20 protein-coding genes are annotated in these 11,700 nt (G+C 45.2%); 1 reads left to right on the forward strand and 19 read right to left on the reverse strand.

The window, feature by feature from the left end:
* Positions 1-17: 17 nt before the first annotated feature.
* Positions 18-950: a homoserine O-acetyltransferase MetA gene (gene metA, locus ABUE20_RS16725; protein ID WP_408621090.1), complete on the reverse strand. Its 933-nt coding sequence runs from the start codon at positions 948-950 to the stop codon at positions 18-20.
* A gap of 151 nt (positions 951-1,101) precedes the next feature.
* On the opposite strand from metA, the gene ABUE20_RS16730 reads away from it, so the two are divergent.
* Complete coding sequence (locus ABUE20_RS16730) at positions 1,102-2,337, forward strand: cyclic di-GMP phosphodiesterase (RefSeq protein ID WP_408621091.1); 1,236 nt, start codon at positions 1,102-1,104, stop codon at positions 2,335-2,337.
* 113 nt (positions 2,338-2,450) lie between these two features.
* On the opposite strand, the gene rplQ is transcribed toward ABUE20_RS16730, so the two are convergent.
* The 18 genes from rplQ to ABUE20_RS16820 form a co-directional block, all read right to left on the reverse strand.
* Positions 2,451-2,834 (reverse strand): 50S ribosomal protein L17, encoded by a 384-nt coding sequence (rplQ, locus tag ABUE20_RS16735; protein WP_408621092.1) that lies wholly within the window; start codon positions 2,832-2,834, stop codon positions 2,451-2,453.
* 41 nt (positions 2,835-2,875) lie between these two features.
* On the reverse strand, positions 2,876-3,862 hold the full coding sequence (locus tag ABUE20_RS16740; protein WP_408621093.1) for a DNA-directed RNA polymerase subunit alpha: 987 nt from the start codon (positions 3,860-3,862) through the stop codon (positions 2,876-2,878).
* 24 nt (positions 3,863-3,886) lie between these two features.
* The gene (gene rpsD / locus ABUE20_RS16745) at positions 3,887-4,507 is read right to left on the reverse strand and encodes a 30S ribosomal protein S4 (RefSeq protein ID WP_408621094.1); all 621 of its coding nucleotides are present in this window, start codon (positions 4,505-4,507) and stop codon (positions 3,887-3,889) included.
* A gap of 27 nt (positions 4,508-4,534) precedes the next feature.
* The gene (gene rpsK, locus ABUE20_RS16750) at positions 4,535-4,924 is read right to left on the reverse strand and encodes a 30S ribosomal protein S11 (RefSeq protein ID WP_131911149.1); all 390 of its coding nucleotides are present in this window, start codon (positions 4,922-4,924) and stop codon (positions 4,535-4,537) included.
* Between the two features lie 12 nt (positions 4,925-4,936).
* Positions 4,937-5,293, reverse strand: coding sequence for a 30S ribosomal protein S13 (rpsM, locus tag ABUE20_RS16755; protein WP_408621095.1), 357 nt, complete (start codon positions 5,291-5,293; stop codon positions 4,937-4,939).
* A 108-nt stretch (positions 5,294-5,401) separates the two neighbouring features.
* Positions 5,402-5,515, reverse strand: coding sequence for a 50S ribosomal protein L36 (gene rpmJ / locus ABUE20_RS16760; protein ID WP_408621096.1), 114 nt, complete (start codon positions 5,513-5,515; stop codon positions 5,402-5,404).
* A gap of 43 nt (positions 5,516-5,558) precedes the next feature.
* Positions 5,559-6,884 carry a preprotein translocase subunit SecY gene (gene secY, locus ABUE20_RS16765; RefSeq protein WP_408621097.1) on the reverse strand — a complete coding sequence of 442 codons (1,326 nt, stop codon included), beginning with the start codon at positions 6,882-6,884 and terminating at the stop codon, positions 5,559-5,561.
* A gap of 7 nt (positions 6,885-6,891) precedes the next feature.
* On the reverse strand, positions 6,892-7,326 hold the full coding sequence (rplO, locus tag ABUE20_RS16770; protein ID WP_408621114.1) for a 50S ribosomal protein L15: 435 nt from the start codon (positions 7,324-7,326) through the stop codon (positions 6,892-6,894).
* A gap of 1 nt (position 7,327) precedes the next feature.
* Complete coding sequence (gene rpmD, locus ABUE20_RS16775) at positions 7,328-7,507, reverse strand: 50S ribosomal protein L30 (RefSeq protein WP_408621098.1); 180 nt, start codon at positions 7,505-7,507, stop codon at positions 7,328-7,330.
* A gap of 6 nt (positions 7,508-7,513) precedes the next feature.
* Positions 7,514-8,014: a 30S ribosomal protein S5 gene (gene rpsE / locus ABUE20_RS16780; protein ID WP_408621099.1), complete on the reverse strand. Its 501-nt coding sequence runs from the start codon at positions 8,012-8,014 to the stop codon at positions 7,514-7,516.
* Positions 8,015-8,024: 10 nt separating this feature from the next.
* Positions 8,025-8,375: a 50S ribosomal protein L18 gene (gene rplR / locus ABUE20_RS16785; protein WP_408621100.1), complete on the reverse strand. Its 351-nt coding sequence runs from the start codon at positions 8,373-8,375 to the stop codon at positions 8,025-8,027.
* A 9-nt stretch (positions 8,376-8,384) separates the two neighbouring features.
* Positions 8,385-8,912 carry a 50S ribosomal protein L6 gene (rplF, locus tag ABUE20_RS16790; RefSeq protein WP_408621101.1) on the reverse strand — a complete coding sequence of 176 codons (528 nt, stop codon included), beginning with the start codon at positions 8,910-8,912 and terminating at the stop codon, positions 8,385-8,387.
* A 14-nt stretch (positions 8,913-8,926) separates the two neighbouring features.
* Positions 8,927-9,319: a 30S ribosomal protein S8 gene (rpsH, locus tag ABUE20_RS16795; protein WP_408621102.1), complete on the reverse strand. Its 393-nt coding sequence runs from the start codon at positions 9,317-9,319 to the stop codon at positions 8,927-8,929.
* Between the two features lie 26 nt (positions 9,320-9,345).
* Complete coding sequence (gene rpsN / locus ABUE20_RS16800) at positions 9,346-9,651, reverse strand: 30S ribosomal protein S14 (protein ID WP_408621103.1); 306 nt, start codon at positions 9,649-9,651, stop codon at positions 9,346-9,348.
* An 11-nt stretch (positions 9,652-9,662) separates the two neighbouring features.
* Positions 9,663-10,202 (reverse strand): 50S ribosomal protein L5, encoded by a 540-nt coding sequence (gene rplE / locus ABUE20_RS16805; RefSeq protein ID WP_408621104.1) that lies wholly within the window; start codon positions 10,200-10,202, stop codon positions 9,663-9,665.
* Between the two features lie 13 nt (positions 10,203-10,215).
* Positions 10,216-10,530, reverse strand: a complete 315-nt coding sequence (gene rplX, locus ABUE20_RS16810; RefSeq protein ID WP_408621105.1) for a 50S ribosomal protein L24 — start codon at positions 10,528-10,530, stop codon at positions 10,216-10,218.
* A gap of 13 nt (positions 10,531-10,543) precedes the next feature.
* On the reverse strand, positions 10,544-10,912 hold the full coding sequence (gene rplN, locus ABUE20_RS16815) for a 50S ribosomal protein L14 (RefSeq protein ID WP_408621106.1): 369 nt from the start codon (positions 10,910-10,912) through the stop codon (positions 10,544-10,546).
* 353 nt (positions 10,913-11,265) lie between these two features.
* Positions 11,266-11,493, reverse strand: a complete 228-nt coding sequence (locus ABUE20_RS16820; RefSeq protein WP_408621107.1) for a DUF3820 family protein — start codon at positions 11,491-11,493, stop codon at positions 11,266-11,268.
* Positions 11,494-11,700 lie beyond the last annotated feature (207 nt).

Genomic DNA, 11,700 nt, shown 5'->3' on the forward strand with positions numbered 1-11,700 from the left:
CAATGGCTGAGCCACCATTAAATACTTTTACCGGGTAAGCCTTTTAAATCATATGGTGTAATCTGGTAAACACAGTAGTTCAGCCAGTTACTGTATAATAGACTACCATGACTCCGCCATGTCGATTGCGGCGGATTGTCTGGATTATTATCTGGATAATAGTTATAGGGGATCACCGGGGATATGCCAGCCCGGATATCCCGGCGGTACTCATTATCCAGTGTGCTAGCATCATATTCCGGATGGCCCGTTACGAATACTTGCCGTAAATCTTGACTGGCCGCCAGATAGAGTTCACCCTCTTGCGGATGGACCGCCAAAATATCAAGGTCGGTATATTTTTCGATAGCATCGATAGGGAAAGCAGCGTTTCGAGACAAAGGCGCTAAAAAGCTATCATCAAATCCTCTGAGCAACGGGTTATGCCCTCCAACCGTTTGATGGGCATAAACACCCGACAATTTGTGATCTAATGTGATTCGAGGCATCCCATACAAAACATGCAAAGCAACTTGAGCGGCCCAGCATAAAAATAATGTCGATGTCACATGCGTCTTGGACCAGTGGATAATTTCACAGATCTGCTCCCAATAGTAGACATCTTCAAATGGCGTCAATCCCAGCGGAGCTCCCGTGATAATTAAGCCATCATAATTATCATTGCGTAATTTATCGAAATCCCGATAGAAACGATCGATATGCTCTTTCGGGGTATTTTTAGAAACTCGATGATCAATTCTTAATAAATGGACATCGATCTGCAGCGGTGTGTTAGAGAGCAGCCGCAAGATCTGATTTTCTGTCTCAATTTTTTTAGGCATCAAATTCAGCAGCATGACTTTCAACGGACGGATATCCTGAGAAACCGCACGGGTTTCAGGCATGACAAAAATATTCTCTTTTCGCAGTACTTCGGCTGCGGGCAATTGATCAGGGATCCGTATCGGCATAGCGACTCCATTTACCAGTCTAGACATCTAGAAGCCTATTCTAGTCAGTTCTCAATTTAAGTCTAGTAATAGATGAAAATCACACCGCAAACTCGGTGATTCTAGACTAACCTGATAGATAGCGGGTAAAAGGATCGATAAGGCAGCGTGCATGGCAGATATAAAACTAGCAGTCGACCGATTGCGCGTAGGTATCTATGTAAAGTTACCTATTCGTTGGGACGACCATCCTTTTATGTTCTCTAACTTTAAAATTCATTCCCAGGATCAAATCGATATCATCCGGAATCTGGGACTGGCTTATGTTTTGGTTGATCCCAGCAAAAGTGATTGTGCCCCTTTACCGCCCCGCTCCGAAAAATATTCAACACTTCCCATCACGCCCCCTATCGAAGAGCATCCTCCGCTAACCAAAGAAGTTATGCTCGCGAAAGAACAACAAACAATGACGGGAATCGAGCGCTACCATTTTAGTTTAAAACGCACCCAAGAACGTTTAGATGCAGTACTTGATGAACTGGATAAACTTTATCAAGGAAACCATATCGAAAATAACGAATTAGAAAAAACTGGGGAAAAACTCGTCAGTTCACTACTCGGACATATTGATACCAATGCCTCAATCATGATCCATAGCATTGAACAAGCAACATCTTGCTCATCCACAACTGAACATAGTCTGAATGTGGCCGTATTGAGTATGCTTTTAGCCAAAACGGCGGCCAGAGATTTCAATGAAATAAAACTTATTGGGCTGGCGGGACTCTACCATGATATTGGCAAAGTGTTGGATAAAGACAACCTACGCGTGAATAAACATCCTCAATTAGCCTGCGAAGTTTTAGTCAAAGCCGGGATCTGTAATCAACCCCTTGCGACAATTATTATGCAGCACCACGAATTTTTAGATGGAAGTGGCTATCCTCAGCGACTCATTGACGAACAAATCCATCCATTGGCTCAACTATTAGCCATTGCCAACTACTATGATAATCTCTGTCGTTCCAATGAACAAAAAGATGCCAAATCGCCTCTAACCGCACTGGCATTGATGTACCGGAACTATCGGGGGCAACTCAACAATGACTATATCTGTCTACTAACCCGATTGTTGGGGATCTATCCACCGGGAAGTTGGCTTAAACTAAATTCTGAACAATTTGCCCAAGTCTCAGCCGTAAACTCCGACAAACTACTTTACCCTTGTGTCAAAGTCTATTCAGAGAACTCCGAACAGTATGAACTCATCGATCTAGGGGATGAACAAACTGAATATTACATCGATAAACCGATTGCCATTGATGAGCTTCCAGAATCATTACAGAAAAAGGCTCGTCACCAATCTCATCATATTTATGGTGTTGATGCCCTACCCAAAGAATCTTAGGGAAACATCAGATAAGCACTAAGGAACTGTTCTTTACTACATTATAAACAAAAATCGCGCCCCAAATAAAAAGGCCGGGAAATTCCCGGCCTTTTTCAAATCGATATCGATATTTATTCGGCAGCTTCTTCTTGAGATGCAGCACGATCAACCAGCTCGATATAAGCCATAGGTGCGTTATCACCAGCTCGGAAACCACATTTCAGGATACGAGTATAACCACCCGCACGAGCCTGGAAACGAGGACCCAAGTCTGAGAACAGTTTACCAACTACTTCCTGGTCGCGTGTACGTGCGAAAGCCAGACGGCGGTTTGCAACACTGTCATTTTTAGCCAATGTAATCAAAGGCTCAACAACACGACGAAGCTCTTTGGCTTTCGGCAATGTTGTCTTGATAACTTCATGACGAAGCAATGAACTGGCCATATTGCGGAACATCGCTTGGCGATGGCTACTGTTCCGGTTCAATTGACGACCACTCTTACGATGGCGCATGACCTTATCCTTCTAAATAATACTAATGAACCAGTGACTGGTTACTTTTCAGCAATGCTAGCAGGTGGCCAGTTTTCCAGGCGCATGCCCAGAGACAGTCCACGGCTTGCCAGCACGTCTTTAATCTCGGTAAGAGATTTTTTACCCAAGTTTGGCGTTTTCAGCAACTCAACTTCGGTACGCTGTACCAGATCACCAATGTAATGAATCGCTTCTGCTTTCAAACAGTTAGCAGAACGAACAGTCAATTCGAGATCATCAACAGGACGCAGCAGAATCGGATCGAATTCCGGTTTTTCTTCTTTCTCTTCAGGCTCGCTGACATCACGCAGATCAACAAACGCATCCAGCTGTTCAGCCAGAATAGTCGCCGAACGACGGATAGCCTCTTCAGGATCCAGAGTCCCGTTAGTTTCCATATCGATAACTAACTTATCCAAATCCGTCCGTTGTTCAACTCGAGCGGCCTCTACGTTATATGCAATACGTACAACAGGGCTGTAAGATGCGTCAACCAGCAAACGGCCGATTGGACGTTCTTCATCTTCAGCATGAACGCGAGTTGAAGCTGGAACATAACCACGACCCCGTTCCACTTTAATCCGCATATTAATTTCAGCATCGCTGCTCAAATGACAGATTACGTGTTCAGGGTTAGCGATTTCAACATCGCCATCGTGGCTGATATCACCGGCAACGACCGGGCCTGCACCAGACTTAGTAAGGGTCAGCATCGCTTCATCCTTACCTTCGAGCTTCACAGCAATACCTTTCATATTCAGCAAGATTTCCAAAATATCTTCCTGAACACCTTCTTTACTGCTGTACTCATGCAACACACCATCGATCTCAACTTCAGTCACTGCACAACCAGGCATAGACGAAAGAAGGATGCGGCGCAGCGCATTACCAAGAGTATGACCAAAACCGCGTTCGAGCGGCTCTAAAGTCACTTTTGCATGAGTAGGGCTAACTTGTTCAATATCAACTAGCCGCGGCTTAAGAAATTCTGTTACAGAACCCTGCATTGTGTCCTCTCTTAGAAATTAGCTTTACTTAGAGTAAAGCTCGACGATCAGCTGTTCGTTAATGTCTGCAGACAGATCTGTGCGTTCTGGAATGCGTTTGAATACACTTTCCATTTTTTTCGCATCAGTCTCTACCCAACTCGGTTTTTCACGCTGTTCTGCGATTTCCAAAGCAGCAATAACACGAGCCTGTTTTTTCGCTTTCTCACGAACGCTGATAACATCTTCCGGTGAAACCTGGAAAGAAGGTACGTTGACCACGTGACCATTCACTAAAATAGCTTTGTGGCTGACCAGCTGCCGTGCTTCAGCACGAGTTGAACCAAACCCCATCCGATAAACAACGTTATCTAAACGGCTTTCGAGCAATGTCAGCAGGTTTTCACCAGTATTACCTTTTAAACGTGCCGCATTTTTATAGTAGTTACGGAATTGTTTTTCCAAAATACCATAAATACGACGAACTTTTTGCTTCTCACGAAGCTGCAGACCGTAGTCAGACAGACGTGGTCTACGTGCACCATGTTGGCCAGGTGCTGTATCTAGCTTACACTTAGTATCAACCGCACGGACACCGCTCTTAAGAAACAGATCAGTACCTTCACGACGGCTAAGTTTGAGCTTAGGCCCCAAATATCTTGCCATTATTCTCTCTCCTGTCTATCCCAAGAATTAAACGCGACGTTTCTTAGGTGGACGACAACCGTTATGTGGAATAGGAGTCACATCAGTGATGTTAGTCACGCGGAAACCTGCCGCGTTTAACGCACGGATTGATGACTCCCGACCTGGACCTGGGCCATTAACGAAAACTTCAACGTTTTTCAGGCCATAGTCTTTAGCAGCTTCAGCTGCACGTTCTGCGGCAACCTGTGCTGCGAACGGTGTAGACTTACGAGAACCACGGAAACCAGATCCACCGGCAGTTGCCCAAGAGAGAGCATTACCCTGACGATCGGTAATAGTAATAATTGTGTTGTTGAAAGAAGCATGGATATGAGCCATACCATCAGCAACTTGCTTTTTAACGCGTTTACGAGCGCGAGTCGGAGTTTTAGCCATTTGTCCTCACCCTTATTTCTTAATAGGTTTACGAGGCCCTTTACGGGTACGCGCATTAGTTTTAGTGCGCTGACCACGAACGGGCAAACTACGACGATGACGAAGCCCACGGTTACAACCGAGGTCCATCAGGCGCTTAATATTCATAGAAACTTCACGACGCAAATCACCTTCAACAGTGAATTTTGCAACTTGCTCACGAAGCAGTTCTACTTGTGATTCATCTAGTTCTCTGATCTTCACATCTTCAGCGATACCAGCGGCAGCACAGATTTCTTGTGCGCGAGTCTTACCGATACCGTAAATAGCAGTCAACGCAATAACTGCATGTTTCTGATCAGGAATGTTAATGCCGGCTATACGGGCCATTAGGCACACTCCTATAATTTTCGTAAAACGAAGGTCATCTGCGAAAAGCCCGTAAGGATACTCAACAGATGACCAATTTGCAATCTAAATGTCTTGAAATCTACTTTATTAGCCTTGGCGCTGTTTGTGCTTAGGCTCACTGCAAATTACACGAATAACGCCATTGCGTTTGATAATTTTGCAGTTACGGCAGATTTTCTTAACGGAAGCACGAACTTTCATTGCTATCTCCGCAAAAGTTTTAGCTATTCAAAAAACACAGGTCTTAACGACCATAATTTTTCAAGTTAGCCTTTTTCAGAACAGAATCATACTGATGAGACATCAAATGAGTCTGTACCTGAGCCATAAAATCCATGATCACAACCACAATAATGAGCAACGACGTTCCACCGAAATAGAACTGCACATTCATGGTCTGCATCATGAATTGAGGAATTAAACAAATAAACGTGATGTACAAGGCACCAGCCAGTGTCAAGCGAGTCATCACCTTATCAATGTAACGCGAGGTTTGTTCACCAGGACGGATCCCAGGGATGAACGCCCCACTCTTCTTCAGATTATCTGCTGTTTCCCGCGGGTTGAACACCAACGCAGTATAGAAAAAGCTAAAGAAGATAATCGCGGCCGCGTATAATATCACATAAAGTGGCTGACCGGGCTGCAATGTTAAAGAAATATCAGATAAAAAGCCTAAGCCCTTATGCTGACCAAACCATTGAGCCAGAGTTCCGGGGAACAAAATCACACTTGATGCGAAGATCGCAGGAATAACACCTGACATATTTACTTTCAATGGCAGATGCGTACTCTGCGCGGCATATACTCGACGACCCTGTTGGCGTTTAGCGTAGTTGACGACGATTCGTCGTTGACCCCGTTCCATAAACACCACAAAGAATGTCACCGCAAATACAATTACAGCGATAAGCAGCAGCAATAGCACGTGGATTTGACCCAAACGAGCCTGTTCGATAGTACGACCAATTGCAGTGGGTAAACCCGCAACAATCCCCGCAAAAATCAAAATTGAAATCCCGTTACCAATCCCGCGTTCTGTCACCTGTTCCCCCAGCCACATCAAGAAGATGGTACCGGTTAACAGACAAACCACCGCAGTGGTATAAAACGCGATGCTCGGATCAACTACCAACCCTGGAACCATCCGTGGCAGACCTGTCGCAATCCCGAAAGACTGGAACAAGCCCAACACAACCGTACCGTAACGAGTATATTGGGTAATTTTCCGTCGGCCCGCTTCACCTTCTTTTTTCAGTTCAGCAAGAGCCGGATGAACGACTGTCAAAAGCTGCACAATAATTGATGCCGAAATATACGGCATAATTCCTAATGCAAAGATAGACGCTCGAGCCAAGGCGCCACCAGAAAACATGTTAAACATTTCAATGATGGTACCTTGTTGCTGCTGAATTAACTCAGCTAGTACAGAAGCATTGATCCCAGGAATCGGAATAAAGGAACCTAGCCGGAAAACAATAATTGCCCCCAGCACAAACAACAAACGTCGTTTGAGTTCACTCAACCCGCCTTGTCCACCATGTGATGGTAACCCTGGTTTCTTAGCCATTTATGTACTATTCCTCGATTTTACCGCCAGCTGCTTCGATAGCAGCACGTGCGCCTTTGGTTACACCCAAGCCTTTCACGGTTACAGCAGCAGTCACATCACCAGAAAGTACAACTTTCGCTGATTTGATATTGCGAGCGATAACGCCAGCTTGTTTCAGAGTATCCAAACTTACCACGCCATCAGCAACTTTAGCCAGCTCTGAAGTACGAACTTCAGCTGAAATCAGTGATTTACGTGAAGTAAAACCAAATTTTGGCAAACGCTGTTTCAAAGGCATCTGACCGCCTTCGAAGCCCGCACGTACACGGCCGCCAGAACGCGATTTTTGACCTTTATGACCACGGCCACCGGTTTTACCTAAGCCAGAACCGATACCACGACCTACACGTTTTGCAGATGGTTTTGAACCCTCTGCTGGTGAAAGAGTATTTAAACGCATGTTATTCACCCTCTACCTTAACCATGTAGTAAACCTTATTAATCATACCGCGAACAGCTGGAGTATCTTCCAACTCAACCGTGTGATTAATACGACGCAAGCCTAAACCGGTCAAAGTTGCCTTATGTTTAGGCAAACGACCGATCGAGCTTTTAGTTTGTGTTACTTTAATTTTCGCCATGCCCAATTACCCCAGAATCTCTTCGACGCTTAGGCCACGTTTTGCAGCGACATCTTCAGGAGCATGCATATGCTCTAAAGCGTCGATGGTTGCGCGGACGATGTTAATTGGGTTGGTTGAACCGTATGCTTTTGACAATACGTTCTGAACCCCTGCGACTTCCAATACAGCACGCATCGCACCACCGGCAATAATACCAGTACCTTCAGAAGCTGGTTGCATATAAACTTGCGAACCAGAATGACGGCCTTTAATTGGATGCTGCAGTGTTGAACCATTCAGTTTAACTGTACGCAGGTTGCGACGAGCTTTTTCCATAGCTTTTTGAATCGCTGCTGGAACTTCTTTCGCCTTACCGTAACCAAACCCTACTCGGCCATTTCCATCACCTACTACAGTCAATGCTGTAAAGCTGAAGATACGACCACCTTTAACTACCTTAGAAACGCGGTTAACTGCGATAAGCTTTTCGTTCAGATCACCGGTTTGTGTTTCAAATTTAGCCATGATTCACCCCTTAGAACTGAAGGCCAGCTTCACGAGCGGCTTCTGCTAATGCAGCGACGCGACCGTGATACTGGAAACCAGAGCGATCAAAAGAAACCTGAGTAACGCCTTTAGCAGTCGCACGTTCTGCGATTGCTTTACCCACTGCTTTAGCAGCTTCAACGTTACCAGAGTACTTGACAAGCTCACGAACTGCTTTATCAACAGTTGATGCTGTTGCAACAACACTAGCGTCCGGTGCAATTACCTGCGCATAAATATGGCGCGGAGTACGGTGAATCACCAGGCGAGTTGCACCCAACTCTTGCATAGCTTTGCGTGCGCGAGTTGCGCGACGCAGACGAGCACTTTTCTTATCCATAGTGTTACCTTACTTCTTCTTAGCCTCTTTACGGCGTACATTTTCGTCAGCATAACGAATCCCTTTCCCTTTATAAGGTTCAGGACGACGGTATGCACGAATGTCAGCAGCTACCTGACCAACAACCTGTTTATCAACACCTCTGATAACCAGATCGGTTGCTGATGGAGCTTCCGCAGAGATCCCTTCAGGCAGTTCATAAACGACTGGATGAGAGAAACCCAGAGTCAAATTCAGTTTGTTGCCCTGAACCTGAACACGGTAACCAACACCCTGTAATTGCAGACGTTTTTCGAAGCCTTCAGTAACACCGATAACCATGTTGTTAGCGAGTGCACGTGCGGTACCAGCCTGAGCGGTAGGTACACCTTCTGCAACAGAGAACTTCAGTTCGCCGTCTTCGTTTTTAATTACAACGGCATCATTCAGAGTACGAGAAACCGCACCTTTAGAGCCTTTGATTGTTAACTCCTGGCCATTTACGACTACATCTACACCAGATGGGATGGCTACGGGAGCTTTAGCGACACGAGACATATTAATACCTCCGATTAAGCTACGTAGCAGACGATTTCACCGCCCATACCCGCTTTACGCGCAGCACGGTCAGTCATAACGCCTTTCGATGTAGAAACAATAGCGATACCCAATCCACCTAAAACTTTAGGTAGGTCAGTTGCACCTTTATAGATACGCAGACCAGGGCGGCTAACACGCTGAATAGTTTCGATTACTTTTTGACCCTCAAAATATTTGAGAGTGACTTCTAGTTCCGCTTTAACGTCGCCAGAAATAGCATAGTCAGTGATGTAACCTTCGTCTTTCAAAACCTGGGCAATAGCCACTTTCAGTTTAGAAGAAGGCATCTTGACAGATACTTTATTGGCCGCTTGACCGTTGCGGATGCGGGTCAGCATATCCGCAATAGGATCTTGCATGCTCATAATTGCTTACTCCGTGAATGATTGGCTTACCAGCTGGCTTTTTTCAGACCAGGAACTTCACCACGCATAGCTGCTTCACGCAGCTTGATACGGCTCATGCCGAATTTGCGCAGATAACCATGTGGACGTCCAGTGATGTTGCAGCGGTTACGCCGACGAGCACGAGACGAATCACGAGGCAGTGCCTGAAGTTTAAGTACTGCATCCCAACGTTCTTCATCAGAAGAACGAACGCTTGAAATGACTTCTTTTAACGCCGCACGCTTTTCAGCATATTGAGCGGCCAGCTTGGCACGTTTCGCTTCACGTGCTTTCATTGATACTTTTGCCATAACCCTCGCCCTTATTTACGGAATGGGAAGTTAAAGGCAGCCAGCAGAGCACGGCCTTCTTCGTCGGTTTGCGCAGAGGTTGTGATAGTCACATCCATACCGCGAATTTTATCGACTTTATCATAGTCGATTTCCGGGAAGATGATTTGCTCGCGAACACCCATACTGTAGTTACCACGGCCGTCAAAAGATTTTGAGCTGACACCACGGAAGTCACGAATACGAGGCATTGCGATCGAAATCAGGCGCTCTAAGAACTCCCACATTCTTTCACCACGGAGGGTTACTTTACAACCGATCGGGTAGCCTTCACGGATTTTGAAGCCCGCAACGGATTTACGAGCTTTGGTGACCAGCGGTTTCTGACCAGAAATAGCAGCTAGATCTGCAACAGCATTTTCCAGCAATTTCTTGTCATTTAACGCTTCACCTACACCCATGTTCAGGGTGATTTTCTCGATCCGAGGGACTTGCATGATGGATTTGTAGCCGTACTCCTTGAGAAGTGCAGGCACTACAGACTCCTTATACAAATCATGCAGTTTCGCCATCGTCTTACTCCAATTACTTAACTAGTTCACCAGAAGATTTAAAGAAACGAACTTTTTTGCCGTCTTCAAATCGGAAACCAATGCGATCTGCTTTGCCAGCGGCAGAGTTATAAATCGCTACATTTGATACATCGATAGCCGCTTCCTGTTCAACAACACCGCCAGCCACACCCAATTGTGGGTTTGGTTTCTGATGTTTCTTAACCAGATTAACGCCTTCGACAAAAATTTTGCCAGTCGACAAGACTTTAGTGACTTTGCCACGTTTGCCTTTATCTTTACCAGTCAAAACAACTACTTCATCTTCACGACGGATTTTATTTGCCATCTCTTGTTACTCCTTATAGTACTTCAGGCGCCAGAGACACGATTCGCATGAATTTTTCAGTACGTAATTCACGTGTCACAGGACCAAAGATACGAGTACCAATTGGCTGATCATTGTTGTTCAGAACAACCGCAGCATTGCGATCAAACCGAATCAATGAACCGTCTTGACGACGTACGCCTTTACGAGTCCGCACTACCACAGCTTTGAGAACATCACCTTTTTTAACTTTACCGCGAGGAATTGCTTCCTTCACAGCAACTTTAATGATGTCGCCAACATTCGCATAGCGGCGGTGCGAACCACCCAGGACCTTAATACACTGTACGCTACGTGCGCCAGAGTTATCGGCCACGTCGAGTATAGATTGCATTTGGATCATTTCAGTGCTCCGCTTAAATTTTTACAAGAGGACGAACCTCTGTAACATTTCATTTGACCTAAAAAAAGGTCTATGGCTGCCTAATTAAAGGGCGCGAAATTATAGCACTCCTAAAAATTAATTGGTAGCCCTACACAAAAAATATACAGCTTTGCAGTTCACCCGGAATTTTGGGCTCTGCTGTTGCCACAGATAGGAATAAAAAGGCAACAAGAGAGGCCGAAATATACACAACTCAGCAGCGAAGTACCACCTTTTTACACAATAAATTTATCATCTTTAAAAGGATGATATATTTATCGGAAACAAGAATCCGGCAATACAAAGCACATCGCTTTAAGTACTCCGGAAAATTATCTCAATGGCTTAACTAGCCCTTCCAGGCCTTCAATCTTAAGTGTAAGACAGAGCTTCATTAAATCGCCCAACTCACCTTTCGGAAAGCCCTTTTTATCAAACCATAGCAGATATTCATCCGGTAGATCGATCAAGCCCCTTCCCGCATATTTACCAAATGGCATTTGAGTACGAGCTAACTTAAGAAGATTCTCTTTAGTCAATAGACCAACTTCATCATTCATAGCAATGATGGATTCCATGCGGAACATAAAGTTATATTCTAATGTATATGAGTATAACGGTAGAGAGCTTTCTTGCAGAAACTATGTCAAACGGCAGATCTCAAAAGCCTCTATCCCCGGATTACGCTCCGCTGCATCCGGGCTACAGAGAGCTTCGTAAAATTCCAATGATGATGTAGCCCAATGAATACAGCCTCTTCCCCGGCT

Source organism: Celerinatantimonas marina (genome assembly GCF_046054165.1).
Taxonomy (GTDB): domain Bacteria; phylum Pseudomonadota; class Gammaproteobacteria; order Enterobacterales; family Celerinatantimonadaceae; genus Celerinatantimonas.